The sequence below is a fragment of the Ancylothrix sp. D3o genome, from assembly GCF_025370775.1.
Taxonomy (GTDB): domain Bacteria; phylum Cyanobacteriota; class Cyanobacteriia; order Cyanobacteriales; family Oscillatoriaceae; genus Ancylothrix.
On sequence record NZ_JAMXEX010000001.1, the window covers coordinates 928474 to 943421 of the forward strand.

The 14948-nt window shown below is 44.0% G+C and carries 10 protein-coding genes; 5 read left to right on the forward strand and 5 right to left on the reverse strand.

Annotated features, from left to right (window positions below; translation table 11 throughout):
- The first annotated feature begins 83 nt into the window (after positions 1 to 83).
- Positions 84 to 1157, forward strand: a complete 1074-nt coding sequence (locus NG798_RS03900; RefSeq protein WP_261220467.1) for a RuBisCO accumulation factor 1 — start codon at positions 84 to 86, stop codon at positions 1155 to 1157.
- On the opposite strand, the gene NG798_RS03905 is transcribed toward NG798_RS03900, so the two are convergent.
- From NG798_RS03905 to NG798_RS03915, 3 genes are all read right to left on the reverse strand, one after another.
- On the reverse strand, positions 1158 to 2906 hold the full coding sequence (locus NG798_RS03905) for a glycosyltransferase family 39 protein (RefSeq protein WP_261220468.1): 1749 nt from the start codon (positions 2904 to 2906) through the stop codon (positions 1158 to 1160).
- 76 nt (positions 2907 to 2982) lie between these two features.
- On the reverse strand, positions 2983 to 3651 hold the full coding sequence (locus tag NG798_RS03910) for a PEP-CTERM sorting domain-containing protein (protein ID WP_261220469.1): 669 nt from the start codon (positions 3649 to 3651) through the stop codon (positions 2983 to 2985).
- A 393-nt stretch (positions 3652 to 4044) separates the two neighbouring features.
- Positions 4045 to 5004, reverse strand: a complete 960-nt coding sequence (locus NG798_RS03915) for a DUF4349 domain-containing protein (protein ID WP_261220470.1) — start codon at positions 5002 to 5004, stop codon at positions 4045 to 4047.
- Positions 5005 to 5322: 318 nt separating this feature from the next.
- Between NG798_RS03915 and NG798_RS03920 the strand changes: the two genes are divergently transcribed.
- Together NG798_RS03920 and treZ are read left to right on the forward strand one after the other, a co-directional pair.
- Positions 5323 to 7623, forward strand: a complete 2301-nt coding sequence (locus NG798_RS03920; RefSeq protein ID WP_261220471.1) for an ATP-dependent helicase — start codon at positions 5323 to 5325, stop codon at positions 7621 to 7623.
- 654 nt (positions 7624 to 8277) lie between these two features.
- Positions 8278 to 10110, forward strand: a complete 1833-nt coding sequence (treZ, locus tag NG798_RS03925) for a malto-oligosyltrehalose trehalohydrolase (RefSeq protein ID WP_261220472.1) — start codon at positions 8278 to 8280, stop codon at positions 10108 to 10110.
- A gap of 364 nt (positions 10111 to 10474) precedes the next feature.
- Here treZ and NG798_RS03930 read toward each other — a convergent pair whose 3' ends face one another.
- The gene (locus tag NG798_RS03930; protein ID WP_317619552.1) at positions 10475 to 11005 is read right to left on the reverse strand and encodes an N-acetyltransferase family protein; all 531 of its coding nucleotides are present in this window, start codon (positions 11003 to 11005) and stop codon (positions 10475 to 10477) included.
- A gap of 111 nt (positions 11006 to 11116) precedes the next feature.
- On the opposite strand from NG798_RS03930, the gene NG798_RS03935 reads away from it, so the two are divergent.
- Both NG798_RS03935 and NG798_RS03940 read left to right on the forward strand, forming a co-directional pair.
- On the forward strand, positions 11117 to 11935 hold the full coding sequence (locus NG798_RS03935; protein WP_261220473.1) for an SDR family oxidoreductase: 819 nt from the start codon (positions 11117 to 11119) through the stop codon (positions 11933 to 11935).
- A 442-nt stretch (positions 11936 to 12377) separates the two neighbouring features.
- Positions 12378 to 13262 carry an Npun_R2479 family HD domain-containing metalloprotein gene (locus NG798_RS03940; RefSeq protein WP_261220474.1) on the forward strand — a complete coding sequence of 295 codons (885 nt, stop codon included), beginning with the start codon at positions 12378 to 12380 and terminating at the stop codon, positions 13260 to 13262.
- On the opposite strand, the gene NG798_RS03945 is transcribed toward NG798_RS03940, so the two are convergent.
- The gene (locus NG798_RS03945) at positions 13229 to 14944 is read right to left on the reverse strand and encodes an ABC transporter ATP-binding protein (protein ID WP_261220475.1); all 1716 of its coding nucleotides are present in this window, start codon (positions 14942 to 14944) and stop codon (positions 13229 to 13231) included. The genes NG798_RS03940 and NG798_RS03945 overlap by 34 nt on opposite strands.
- Positions 14945 to 14948: the final 4 nt, after the last annotated feature.

The following is a 14948-nucleotide window of genomic DNA, read 5'->3' on the forward strand; positions in this document are numbered from 1 at the left end:
TAGGAGGATTTTTTTATCTGATTGCATTGGGTACCGGCTTTTTGATAAGTTAAATTTGAGCGTAAAAGTAGAGAAAAAAAACGATGACGGATACACCAGAAAATACACCCTTACCAGAAACTTCATCTCAAGAGTTACTGTTTGCTTTGCGGCGGAAACAAGGCAATTGGGTGGAATGGGGACAAGCTTGCCAAACTTTGCAAAAAGCGGGGTATAAACCGCAAGAAATTTTTGAAGAAACTGGTTTTGAGCCGGTACACCAAAATCAGGTGATTGTGGGAGCACAAGTTTATAATTCTATGCTGGCGGCGGGAATTTCTGAACCTGTGCAATCTCATTTTCAGCAAAAAGGCAGTGATATTTTATATGAGTTGCGAATTTTGACGCAAACAGAACGAGCAACGGCGGCTGCATTTATTGTAGAAAAACAACTCGATGTTGATGCTGCAAAAGAAATTGCCAAGGCAATGAAAGACTTTTCTCGAATGCGTGAATTGCCTCAAGGTTTTAGCAATAATCCAGGGGATGCACTGGCTTATCAATGCTGGAAATTTGCGCGACAAAAATCAGATTTTCAAGAAAGATCGCGGTTGATTGCTGAAGGTTTAAAATTTGCCAATTCTGAGTCGGCTAGAAAGCAAATTGAAAAGTTATTAACAGACTTTACAGTGGTAGCGCAGCAACCTATTCCTGTGATGCCGGTTTATCGTTTTGAGTCTTCCGAAGAATTACCTCGCGTTTTGCCGGTTTGTGGCAGTTTACCCCTCGCTGCTGAGGCTTTGCAAGCTGTGCCGCGAGTCCAAGAAACCGGCCCATTTCAAATGATTAATTCCACCGGCAATCAAAATTGGGTGGCGATACCAGGCTGGCAAGTTATTTGCAATGCCAAAGATCCGGTGGTGGTTGTTGGTAATAGCAAAGAGTTGCCTATGCCGCTTTCTGGAAAAACAGAAGATGTTTTAATTGTTGTTGATCGCCATCAAAAAGAATGGGATGAGTTGAGTTATTTTGTCTTTGAAGTTGGGGGTAATTTGCAGTTGCAATGGTTCCCCGAAATGCCGGAAGTTAATATTCTTGGAAAAGTAGTTTTGATCATGCGTCCCAAAAATATTTTCGATGAAACTTATAGCAATGAACCCTGGCAAATTGATGAGTAACTAGCCGTTTAGGTTGGGTGTAAAAAACCCAACCTCCGATTTACACCGATATAACTGATAGGGCACTCCTACATTATAATAATGATTACGGTCAATTAGGCAATTTTGTTGCGGTTGAAAATCAGAAAGTAAGAGCGTTTGGGGATAGTCTTTTGGTTCTAATTGCGGAACAATTACCCACAAATTTAGGGGAAAGGCCGGCAGTTTTTTGATTTCCGTTAAGCTTTGCCAAAATATTTGGTAGGCATGGGCAGGTAAACTTTGATTATCGAGAGGTTTTCGCGGCAAAAAAGCAAAGAAAATTTCGGGTGTTTTATCCCGCCAATGCCGGTGAATTTCTAACCCAAAACTCAACCCCAGCGCTACGTCTTGATAGTCTTTATAAGCCATTGCTATGACTTTGGGGGTGGCCGGTTCTAAGTGAATAATATCTTCAGCAAGTTCGCAGGGATAAAAGGATTTTTTGAACGCGAGATCGGCAATGACAAAATAACTGCTGATTATGCCGACTACAATAACTATTAAGGTGATTTTTTGGGAATTTTGTTTTTTTGTTTGGAGACCGGCCAAAGATAAGCAACCCCCTAAAAGAGCACAGATTGCCGGATAATAAACAAAGTTATAGCGAGGTGCAACAGTGATATCTTTTTGCAGCAGATAAACAATGAAAAAAAAGCTGAGCAATACCCAAAAAATGAAGCTTATTAAAGTTTGGGCAGCGCGGTGCTTTTGGGAATTTTCCCCAAGTTTGTTGAGCGAGAAAAAGATATTTTTGCCTAACCAAATAGCATAAAAAATCATTAGTAACGTACAAGGAATTATCACCCAAACCGGCTGTCTTTCCACCGGCAACACAATCGCCATCACCAACCAACCGGCCAAAGTTTGATAAAAAGGCTCGATATTTTGCGGTGTGGGTATCCAGCCACTATCTGGACGGCCAAAATGAACCAGCAACACCGGCACCCAAGGCAGAAAAAGAACGAGAGGTAAAAGGCAAAAATACAAGAGAGGATTAGTAATTAGTGATTGGGTATCGGGAAAAATTTTTAACTTTTTGCAAGTTTTATAAAGTATCCATATCTGGGCAAAAAAAGCAAGAATAAAAAAGTAATGTACATAAAAACCCACCGTATTAACAAGTGCCCAAATTGCAGCCAACCAAAGGCGCACCGGACGCTCCTTAAATAAGTCGTTTTGAATACAAATGAAGCATAAAAGCGAAACAGAAATTAACAACATCGGCAGCGTATAATGACGCGCTTCTTGGGAAAGATACACCCCAAAAGGAGAAACAGCCGTAAAAAACGCCGCCACCAAACCGGCTTTTGGCGAGAAAGCAACGCGACTCAAACAATAAACAACCGGAATTAAAAGCACCCCAAAAAAAGCAGGTAAAGCTCGCAACTCGCCTAACCAAAAAGAGGAGGCCGGTGAGATATTTTTCCCCACCAAACTTAGCCAATAATGAATCAGGCAAAAAAACAGCGGTGGGTGCGTTGATTGCCTAGCCAAATTATCCGCAATTTGGCCGCAGCTTGATTCTGGGTTTAACGTAAAAATTTCCTGCAATTGATGCAGAGAAAAAAGGCTATTCAAAGGGATATCTTGATAGCTGCGTCCCAGACTAAATAAAGCCGTAATTGCTTCATCTAGCCAGATGGCTTTGTAATCTAAAAACGCAAAGCGCAGGACTGCGCCGAGAAAAATTGCCCCAGCGAAGGCGAGATAATGCTTAAAATTTTCCATGCTGTTATTCAAGCATGGAAGCAGGCAAAAAGTCTATGCCGATTACAAAGCCAGATCAAGAGTGGATAAAATTCAATTAGTCGTTTGTTGGCGCAGTTTTCTTTTTGCTAAAAAGCCAACCCAATCCCACCAAACTTAAACCTAAAATTGTGCTAGGTTCAGGCACAGATGCAGAGGTACGCAACCAATAACTGACGATTCCGTCACCTCCTGAATTGGGATTGGGGCCGGTGGTTCTATCCCACCCGTTCATGTAATAAAAGCCGGAATTTCCCAATGTCCACCAACCGTTTGCCTCACCCCGACCATCAAAATCAAAAGAATTAAACGTGGAAAAACTAAACCTCTCTAAAGTTCCTCCCCTGGGAATTGAATATATCCCTGTATTTTCTGGATCAATAATTACTTCTCCATTTGTAATTGTTAAAGGCAAAGAACGCGGCCATGTACGCCCATCGGTTCGCAAATCAGATTGGGTGTATGTTCTGGGCGCATACAAATTTTGATAATTTGTATCAATAAAGTCAAAACTAAAGTCTGTTATCTCATAATAAGGCTGCACACCGGCAGGAGAAGGAGCCGTATCATCATAACTAAAGTAACCTTTATAATCACCCCTTTCCGTCTCAACTAAAAAATCATAAGTAATGGTTGAAGCAGCAGCAATTTCAGTTTTTATTGCAGCTAAACTTAAGCTAGTCGCCACCACAGTTAGCGCTAATTTCTGTAAAGTTATACCTGACATATTACCCTCCTTTTTAAATCCATTGTTGCTTTTTGAAAAACAGCCACCATCAACTTTTTACCAAACACGGCACTTTATGAAAATTGCGTGAAGGTGTGGCTGCCGGTGAAAGAAGTTTTGCCAAGCCTGTCTACCAGACTCAGCTTTTTTTGGCCACTTTCTTAACTTCTTTCCTCTAATGTCTAAGTTGATTAGCAGTAATAATACGCAAAACTTTAAAGTTTGTGTAAAGTTAGACAAAAATCTCCGAGAATTTACTCAGTCTTCATAGTTTGAGGGCAACTTTTTACAGAATCTTTAAAAAAAAATGCCGGTCGGTTGCTATTAACCGTTCTCGGCAATAATGCTTATTTAGAAACAAATTCTCTCGCTAGAAACCGGCCTCCTGGTTGACTAAGGATCGTATCCCGCATCAGGACGGCTTGCCGGTGGCAAAGACTTATTTTTTTTCCACTTTTTCACCCCATAAAACACCGCCCCAGCCAACACAAAATACGGGCTAAACGCCAACAACCAAAGCATCAAAGCCAGCAAAGCTTGAGTAAATTCCCCCACAGAATGAGTTGCTTTCCCCCACGTTTCTTGCATTCTAATCCCCACAGAAGGTTGACTTTCTGGAGTAGCAGAAACAGCAGCCTCAAGCGTCAGCGCAATACTAGAAAAAGCCACTTGATTGCGAAGCGTTTTTTGCTGGGCATCCAGCCGTTCAATATCACTACGAATAGTATTTAACTGTTGCGAAACTTTTAAAATATCCCCAACAGAACCTGAGCGATCCATAATCTTTAACGTCATTTCTTCTGACTTTCGCAAATTTCGCACTCGCGCATCAATATCGACAAGTTGCTGAGAAACATCTTCTGCCGTGATACTTTTGTTTTGAACATTTCCCAGTTTTGCCAGTTGATCAAGAGTTGTTTCCAGCTTGTTTTGCGGCACTCGAATTTGGATGGTAGCTTTGCGGCGAACGCTCGGATCTTTGGGTTTATTGTCTTGCAATCCCATCAAATCCCCTTGTTGTTTGGCAACCAAACTGGAAACTTCTTTTAAACTTTTATCAATCGAATTTACCACCACATTTAACGAGCCTTTTTTAATTAATTGCGGCAAAGTGCGCGGTGTTTCTGTTGCCCCAACTGCCGTATCTGCTTGAGGTACCGCCGCCATATTTTCAGCCGCTTGCTGTGCAGTACCACCGGCCGGCGCACCAGGCATATTTGTTTGCATTGGCTTTTCTATGCCGCTACCACAACTCGTCAAAGCGCCGGTAGACAACAACCCCAGCAAACTCAACCACAAAAGCCGATTTTTTAAAACAAAATGTGCCGAATTCTTAACCTTTTTGGTATCCATAGCTGCTTTTTCCTCTCAAAATTAAACGATTTTGTCTTGCTGTAACAACGCAAAAAAACCAGGTTTCAAAAGTAAAACGAGAGAGCCCCGGTTTCTGAGCTTGCCGTGCCTAAGTCTTGCTCTAAGCTAACCTTCCCATCAGCAACAAGCGTTTTCGGATACAAAAATTGAAACAGCCACCGGCACGCAAACTCTTTTCTGTGGCACCCTTGCGATATACACTCAAAATAATATCTGCTAAAAAACTAAGATTGCCGACACCCTAAACCCCATAAAAACCGGCCTTTGCCTAAAAAAAATTAACTTAAATAGCAACCCATGACCCACATTTCAGAAACTCCCTTAACTTCTCAACTCTCCCGCGAAGAAAGCATCGACAAGATCCGCGCAGGATTACGTTCTGGACAGCAACAAATGGCAAACTGGCAAGGCGGGCCGCTGGCGGTTTCTGCCGTTCCTGGTGCCGGGAAATCAACCGGAATGGCTGCCGCCGCCGCCATCACCATTGCCCGCGAACAATTGCACGCACGCCGGCAGCTTATTGTCGTCACCTTTACCCGCGCCGCCGCCGCCAATATCAAAGATAAAATAGGGAAAAATTTAAAAGAATTAGGATTACCAAAAGCTGGTTTTATGGTGCAAACATTGCACGGTTTAGCTCTCAATATTGCCAGCCGCTACCCAGAATTATCAGGCTTAAATTTAGACACCGCCACCCTGATCACTCCCACGCAAAATAACCGCATCATTCGTGCCTGTGTAGAACAGTGGATTTCTGCAAATCCAGGCCGGTATCAAAGACTATTACAAGGCAATCAATTTGACGGCGAAGAAACCGAAAGATTGCGCCGCCAATCAGTTCTCCGCACCGAAGTTTTACCAAACTTAGCCACTACCGTTATTAAAGAAGCCAAATCCTCTGGGCAATTACCCGAAGATTTAGAAAAACTAAGCCGACAAACCCCCAATGAATATGACATTTTAGCAATTGCTGCCGATTTGTATAAAAATTATCAAGACTTACTGCAACTACGCGACTTAATAGACTACGATGATATGATTTTAGCAGCGCTGCGAGTTTTAGAAAATGAAAGCGCTTGTCGCTCCTTACAAAATCAAATTTTTGCCGTTTTTGAAGATGAAGCCCAAGACTCATCTCCCCTGCAAACAAAACTTTTAGAAATCTTAGCAACCCAGCCGGCATCTCCCGATAATTTTTCCGCCAAAAATTTGGTAAGAGTTGGCGATCCAAATCAGGCCATTAATTCTACCTTTACCCCCGCCGATCCGATTTATTTTCGCCAATTTTGTGCGGAGTTATCTGAACAAAAACGCCTCGTAGAAATGGATCAAGCCGGACGCAGTGCCCCGATTATTATTAAGGCCGCAAACTTTGTTTTAGATTGGGTCAACCGTTCTAAATTAGCCGGCACCGAAAAGCCTTTTCAATTTCAAACAATTAAGCCGGTTCCTTTAGGTGATCCCCAAGCAAATCCTGAGCCAGAAAACCTCGGTTTAGAAATACATACCCCCAGAGATATTTATGATACTGTTCAATTAATTGCCGAGCGAACCATAGATTTATGTGAGAAAGATCCCGATTGTTCGGCAGCAGTATTAGTAAGAGAAAATAAGCAAGGTGAATGGTTGGCATCTGAGATAAAACGCTCCTATCAAGAAAAGTTGCGAGTCTATGAAGTGAGCCAAGAAGAAAGGCGCTCTCATGTGCCGCTGGAAATGTTAGCACTATTGCAATTTTTAGAAAGACCCCACTCCCCAGATTTTTTAAAAGCTGCTTTGCGAGTGTTAGTAAATCGCAAATTAATTGACAGCCAAGACCTCGATGCACTCGCTAGTATGCCAGAGGAATTTCTTTATCCGGGCCCCTTGGAAACGCCCCAAAAAAAATCGGTGATTAAAGCTCGCTGGTTGTGTTGTAGTTTGTTGCGTTCGCGGATGGAATTACCGATTTATAACTTAATTCCCTTTTTGGCATTATCGCTGAAATACAATCAATCTGAATTAGCCACCGCTGATAAATTAGCCGAAAGAATTGCTCAACAAACAGCCGGTGAAAAATCCCTCACCTCTACAATTATGGCCTTGAGTGAAATTGTCAGCGCCGAAAAATTTGAGCCGGTGGAAACCGAAAATATGGAATCTCTTTACACCAAAAAAGGACAATTAACCATTATCACCATGCACAAAGCAAAAGGCTTAGATTGGGATTATGTTTTTCTGCCCTTTTTGCACGCCCAAACTATTCCGGGGAGTTTGCGAGTTTTACCCGCAGCTAACTTTTTAGGAGAGTTTACTTTAGCCGAAGTTGCCAGAGCCCAAATTCGCTCTGCCTTGCACGGCGAAACGATCCCCGATATCCGCGAAGCATGGGAAAAAGCCGGTTATTTAAAAACCGCCGAAGAGTTTCGTTTGCTTTATGTGGCGATGACAAGAGGTAAGCGTTTATTGTGGATTTCTGCCGAACAAAAAGCGCCCTTTACTTGGAATAAACCGCAGAATATGCAGCAGCAAAATCCTTGTCTTGTTGTGCCAGAACTTAAGAAACAATTTCCTCAAGCCGTCGAAACTTTGCCGCGAACTGTTGTGCTGGGATTTTGATTTTTTCTCTCCTTCAACCTTTTTTATCAAAGTTTGCCCAGATTATCAAAGAACCTTAAAATGCTTTTAGCAAATATTGGAGATAACTAATAGGTCATTAAAAATAATTGCAATTTTAAAAAATAGCATTTTCCGCGCCTACGATGCCGGGCAATTAGCATCAGCAATTGCTTGGCAAAATCTCATCAATCAAACGCACTCAAATTCAATAAATTTCCTCACTGCTGACAATCGCTTGCTCAATATTGCTCAGTCTGCGAAAGTACCGGCAGACAATCTTAACAATCATCCCTAAAAATCATTCAAATTCCCAGCTAAGTAGTAGCTCATCTTGACCATTACCTCAGCAATAACACATAAAGCAAGCTCAAGATTTAAAGAAAAAATCCTAATATTTTACAATAAAACTGTCTGTTTAATTAGATACTATTTTGCCATTTCTACCAAAAACCAGAGATTCTCTGGCTCTTTCCCCTCTCTTACCAAAAACAAGATCATCTCTGGGGGAATAGATTTGATCTTTCCTGAGAAAGATTTTTTTAAAAATCCCAACTGATAACATTCACAAACAGGAAGGCAAAACTTAACCTCTCCTAAAAATTGTTAATAGCAAACCTCTAAGTTCTCAACATATATAATAGAGGAGAAATCCTGGTGAAAATCGGTGCAAGTTACTTAGGTAACGGAACTTGTGAATTTACTGTTTGGGCACCCGCCCACGAAAAAGTATCCCTTCAAATTGTTTCGCCAAACAATCGCATTATCCCAATGGAAAAAGGCGAACAAGGCTATTTTAAAGTAGTGGCAGAAGACGTTCTTCCCGGCACACTTTATTTTTACAAAATAGCCGATTCTGACTATCCAGATCCAGCCTCCCACTACCAACCGGAAGGCGTACATGGGCCCTCCCAAGTCATCGATCACAACAGCTTTAAATGGACTGATGTGCAGTGGTCTGGCATTCCATTAGAAGACATGATCATCTATGAACTGCACGTCGGAACCTTTACAAAAGAACGCACATTTGAGGCAATAATACCCCGGCTTCAAGACTTGCGAGACTTTGGCGTAAATACCATAGAAATTATGCCGGTCGCCCAATTTCCGGGAGATCATAACTGGGGATATGATGGCGCCTATCCCTTTGCCGTCCAAAATTCCTACGGGGGGCCCGACAGTTTTAAAAACTTCATAGATGCCGCTCACAAACAAGGTATCTCTGTTATTCTTGATGTAGTTTATAATCACTTCGGCCCCGAAGGAAACTATATCAGTCAATACGGCCCCTACTTCACCGAAGCCTACAAAACCCCTTGGGGAAGCGCCATAAACTTCGATGATGTACAAAGCTACGGCGTGAGAAATTACTTCATCGAAAACGCCCTCTATTGGTTGCAAAACTATAAAATAGACGGCTTAAGATTAGATGCAATTCATGCCATTTATGACCTTGGAGCAAAACACATTCTCCAAGAAATGGCAGACGAAGTAGCCCAACTTTCAGAAACCATAGGCCGCAAGCTTTATCTCATTGCCGAAAGCGACTTAAACGATGTCCGAGTAATTCGAGAAAAACAATTTGGAGGCTTTGGCATAGACGCGCAATGGAATGACGATTTCCACCACGTTTTGCACACCTTATTAACCGGCGAACAACGCGGTTATTACCAAGATTATAGTAGTTGCGAACAACTCGCAAAAGCCTATAAAGAAAGCTTCGTTTATTCTTGGCACTACTCGGCTACGCGCAAACGATATCGCGGCAACGATGCCAGCCAGCAGCCAGCCCAACAATTTGTTGTGTGCACCCAAAATCACGACCAAGTAGGCAATCGAATGTTAGGCGAAAGATTGTCACATTTGGTAAACTTTGAAGCCTTAAAACTTGCTGCCGGTGGTCTTCTCCTTTCCCCTTACGTTCCCCTCCTATTTATGGGCGAAGAATACGGCGAAACTTCCCCCTTTCTATACTTTGTCAGCCATTCTGATCCCGATTTAGTTGAAGCCGTGCGGCAGGGAAGGAAAGAAGAATTTGCTGATTTCCATAGCGAAATAGATAGTGATCAAGAATATTCCGATCCCGTCAGTTTTAGCACCGTAGAGAAATCTACCTTAAAATGGGAACTCCGCAACGAAGGCCAACACCAAGTGCTACTGGAACTTTACAAATATTTAATTCAGTTGCGCCGCAGCCTTCCCGCCCTCAAAAACCTCAGCAAAGAAACCCTAGAAGCCTCAGCCGTTGATGACGAAAAACTTGTCTTACTCCATCGCTGGCACCAAGAAAGTCACATTTTTGTTGCAATGAATTTCAACGACAAAGATGTTACTTTTAAAGCCAATATTAGCGGCGGAAATTGGAATAAAATTTTGGATTCGGCTGAGCAGAAATGGATGGGCCCTGGTTACACAATGCCCAACCTATTAATGGAAGCTCAAGAAGTGACGATCAAGCCTCAGAGTTTTGTCCTTTATCAAAAGCTGTAGCTATTGTGAGTTGAATGAACTCCACAAATAAATTATAAAAAGCCGGTTTCTTAAAAAAGACCGGCTTTTTAGCGTACCAAGGACAAACAATTAAGAAAAATTTATCCACCGGCAACCCCTTATGAACATCAGCGGTAGCCTAAAACAGGCCGGTGATAAGTAGAAGCACTTAATTATTTGTAGGATGGGTAGAGCGTAAGCGAAACCCATCAAAGCCTCTGTTGGGTTTCGTTCCTCTACCCAACCTACATTACACCCAGAGTTTAATTAAGTTGACTTACTTAACTCAACAAAAGCACCGGCTTTCCTGAAAATCCCCACCAACAAAAAAACACCAACCCCATTTATAAATATTCAAACAACCTTAAACCTCAACATCCAACCTATCCTCATCCTCATCAACCCTCCTTCCAAAAATCACCAAATCTCGCTCAACCCCATCCAACTCAGCCACCCTTGGAAACAAACCCCACTCCTCAAAATTAAACCCCTTAAACAACCGTAAACTCGGCTCATTATGGCCAAAAATAAAAGCCAACAAAGTCTTAAACCCCAAACTCGAACAGCGCTCAACAGCCAAACCCAAAAGCTGCCGGCCAACCCCACAACCCTGATGATCCGGCGCAATATAAACACTTAACTCCGCCGTCCTAGAATAAGCCGCCCTGCCATAAAAAGGCTGAAAACTTAACCAACCCACAACCCAACCATCAATTTCTGCCACCCAAACCGGATAACGATCCGCAGTATGCTGATGAAACCAAAACAAACGATTTTCCACATCAACAGCCGCTAAATCACCCGTAGCCATTCGCCCCGGAATAGCCGCATTATAAATCGCAACAATCGCCGGCAAATCACTCTCAATTGCATCCCTAATATTCAACTCACTCACACCCAATCTCCCATCAACATCAAAAAAAAATCCAGCCCCAGATAGACCGCTAAACTACAAAAAATTAGACAAACTAAACAATAATCGTACAATCTTATCCCACAAAAAACTATGACACCCACCGCCCTAATCACCGGCGCCTCCCAAGGCATCGGCCAAGCCACCGCCCTCCTCCTCGCCAGCAAAGGCTACAACCTCATCCTCGCCTCCCGAACCCCCGAAACCCTCAACCAACTTGCCCAAAGCATCCAAAACACCGGCCAAAAAGTGCTCCCCATCCCCACAGACACCCGCGATCCCCAACAAGTCCAAAACCTGCTCCAAAAAGCCCTAGAAACCTTCCCCCACATAGACATCCTCATCAACAACGCCGGCATCTGCATGACCGGCCCCATCCAAAACACCACCCTCGAAGACTGGCACAACATCATCGACACAAACCTCTGGGGATACATCCACACCATCCACACCCTCATCCCCCACTTCATCCAACGCCAACAAGGCACCATCGTCAACGTCGGCTCCTTCGGCGGAAAAATCCCCCTCCCCTACATGAGCGCCTACTGCACAAGCAAATACGCCATCACCGGCCTCACCGAAACCCTCCGCCTCGAACTAGCCCCCCAAAACATCCACATCTGCGCCGTCCACCCCAGCGCCACCAACAGCGACTTTCTCCAACGCGCCATCTTTCGCGGCAAAGACCAAACCGAAGCCAACCAACGCAACCAACAAATGCGCGAACTCCTGCAAACCCCCATTGCCAGCAAACCCCAAGACGTCGCCAACGCCATCTGGGAAGCCATCACCCACAAAAAATCTGAGATCGTCGTTGGTTCCGCCGCACCCATAGCCACCGCCTACCAACACTTTCCCAGCATCCTCCAATGGCTCATGCAGCAAACCACCAAAACCCAACAAAAAACCTAAAACCTAGCCATTCCCTCAAAAAAACTTTCTTTTCCTAGCTTTGGGTTTTAATACCCAGAGCATCCTATTTTCACAAAAACCTAGACAACCACCGCTTAATGAGACTAGATTTGTATGGAAACACCAAGCCTTAAATTATTGGCCAAATTGTAGCCGTAGATCCCCCCTGCCTACCTCTTACTAGCGTTCCCCCGGTAATTGCACTAAATTTGTACACAAATTGTACACAACCCCCAACCCTGCCCAAAAAAAATTGCCATCTTCCTACATCCAGCCCAACAGCAACAAACCCACCTCCGGCGGAGTCCACAACCCCAACAATAAAACCCCAGCTTTTAACCACCATCCCCGGAGAAAAACACTTAATTTACACAAAACTCGATGTAGAAAAAATCCAAATAATAGCCTAGAACAATAAAAAAATATTACCGGAGAGCAGCAGATGTTCAACCCCATCGAATTAATGATCGACTCCTTTGTAAACCAACTCAAATCAGGCTATCATCGCACCTACGGCGGCTATAACCCAAGCTACAAAGACATCATCGCCTGGGCCGGCAACATGGCCCTCGAAAACATAGCCAACAGCGACGCCCTTTATCGCAACGTCGAACAAACAATCTTAGTTACCCTCGTAGGCCAAGAAATCCTACGCGGAAAACATATCAGAGAAGGCGGCGTTTCCTGTGAAGATTGGCTGCACTTCATCATCTCCCTACTCTGCCATAACATCGGCTACATCAAAGGTGTTTGCCGTAGTGATCGCAACGGCTACTACGCCACCGGCACCGGCGGAAACATCATCCCCCTCCCCGAAGGCGCCACCGACGCCAGCCTCACCCCCTATCGCGTGGATCGCGCCAAACTCTTCGTAGACGAACGCTTTGGCGGCCACAAAATCATCGACGTCGAACAAATCAAACGCAACATCGAAGCCACCCGTTTTCCTCTCCATCCCGAAGCCCAAGAAAGCGACAACGTAAACTACCCCGGCTTAGTTCGCGCCGCCTCCCTGATTGGCCAAATAGCCGATCCCCGCTACCTCAAAAAAATTGGAGCCATTTATTACGAATTTGAAGAAATTGGCCTCAATCAACAACTCGGCTACCACAACCCCGGCGATCTTCGCAAACAATATCCCAAATTCTTCTGGAAAAGCGTTTATCCCTACATAGGCGACGCCCTCAAATACCTATCCCTCACCCAACAAGGAAAACAAATCATCGCCAACCTTCAAGCCAATGTCTTTGTCATTGAACACGAAAAACTAGCCGCAGAAGAAGACGAAGAAACTCAACTCGTCCGAGCCAGCAACGGCGCAGCCTGAAGCAACTTTTGCGTATAGGGATGCTGAGGATTGCCAAAAATCTCACGGGTGGCATTAATTTCGACAATTTGACCGCCATTCATCACCGCAATGCGGTCACACAAAAACCTCGCCACCCAGAGGTCATGGGTAATAAACAAATACGTTAAGTCAAACTCCCTCTTCAACGACTGCATCAAATCCAAAACCTGTGACTGCACACTCGCATCGAGCATACTCACCGGCTCATCACAAATCAGCAATTGTGGACGAGTGATCAGCGCCCTCGCTATCGCCACCCGTTGCTGTTGTCCCCCCGATAATTCCGACGGATACCTATCATAAAACTCGCTTGGTGCAAGTCCCACCCGCTCCAACATTTCCATCACTTGTTTTTTTGCTTCCCCTGGCGATGCGATCTTGTGAATCAACAGCGGATCAGCAATACTTTCTCCCACCGTCATCATCGGATTTAAACAAGCATGGGGATCTTGAAACACCATCTGCATGAAGCGGCGCATTTTTCGCACCCCATTTTTATCTAAAATTGTTAAATCTTTCCCCAAAAATTCAACCTTTCCAGAAGTCGGTTTAATTAACTGCAAAATCGTCCGCGAAAGCGTACTTTTCCCACAACCAGACTCCCCCACCAAACCCAAAATTTCCCCTGAGTAAAGTTCCAAATTTACCCCATCCACAGCCTTAATTGTTTGGTTTTCTTTTCTCGAAAAAACCCTCTCAATCAGATTACTTTCTAAAGTATAATGTTGCTTCAAATCCACTATCTTTAATAATGGCGACTCTTGACCGGCCCTTTTCTGATAACCGCTTCTTTTCAGAGAACCGGCAATTTTCTCTAAACCAGTCTCTTCCTCGTAATTATCCTGCAATTCTTTAACGCCACCATCAATTGCTTGAATATGCAAAGCAGCTTTTAACAAAGATTGGGTGTATTCATGCTGGGGGTGAGCTAGAACCTCTTTTGCCGCACCTCTTTCTACAACTTTACCCCCATACATCACCGCAATTTGATCGCAATATTCCCCAATCATTGCCAAATCATGGGAAATCATCAACAAACCTAAATTCCGCTCATTACATAAGCGCGTCAACTCTTGGCAAATTTCCGCCGAAACCGTAACATCTAAACTAGTAGTCGGTTCATCCGCCACAATCATTTTTGGTTCCAACAAAAGCGCCAAAGCTATCGCCACCCGTTGCCGCATTCCCCCACTAAACTCATGGGGATATTGCCCCCAACGCGCCGCCGGAATTCTCACCGCTTCCAACGTTGCTATCGCCTTTTCTTTGGCTTGTTTTTTATTTAATTGCGGTTGGTGACAAAGCAGAGTTTCCAAACAATGATCCCCAATCGTCATTAAGGGATCTAAGCGCGTCATTGGATCTTGAAAAACCAACGCCACCGCCTCGCCGCGAAACTTGCGTAACTGAGCCGGTGAAAACTCAAAAACCGGCTCCCCATTAAACAAAACTCTTCCCTCAATTTTCGTTGCCGGTGGTAACAATCGCATCGCCGCCCGTCCCAAAGTAGACTTACCGCAACCCGACTCACCCACCAAACCTAAACGCTCACCAGCATCCAACGTCAAAGAAACCCCATCTACAGCCCATTTTCCCCCAGTCCCCCGTTGATGAGGATACCCGACACGCAGATTCTCTATACAAAATAATCCTTGATTCATAATT

Coding starts and splice junctions, on each gene's coding strand:
- NG798_RS03900 (WP_261220467.1), top strand. CDS start 84: ATGACGGATACACCAGAAAATACACCCTTACCAGAAACTTCATCTCAA.
- NG798_RS03905 (WP_261220468.1), bottom strand. CDS start 2,906: ATGGAAAATTTTAAGCATTATCTCGCCTTCGCTGGGGCAATTTTTCTC.
- NG798_RS03910 (WP_261220469.1), bottom strand. CDS start 3,651: ATGTCAGGTATAACTTTACAGAAATTAGCGCTAACTGTGGTGGCGACT.
- NG798_RS03915 (WP_261220470.1), bottom strand. CDS start 5,004: ATGGATACCAAAAAGGTTAAGAATTCGGCACATTTTGTTTTAAAAAAT.
- NG798_RS03920 (WP_261220471.1), top strand. CDS start 5,323: ATGACCCACATTTCAGAAACTCCCTTAACTTCTCAACTCTCCCGCGAA.
- NG798_RS03935 (WP_261220473.1), top strand. CDS start 11,117: ATGACACCCACCGCCCTAATCACCGGCGCCTCCCAAGGCATCGGCCAA.
- NG798_RS03940 (WP_261220474.1), top strand. CDS start 12,378: ATGTTCAACCCCATCGAATTAATGATCGACTCCTTTGTAAACCAACTC.
- NG798_RS03945 (WP_261220475.1), bottom strand. CDS start 14,944: ATGAATCAAGGATTATTTTGTATAGAGAATCTGCGTGTCGGGTATCCT.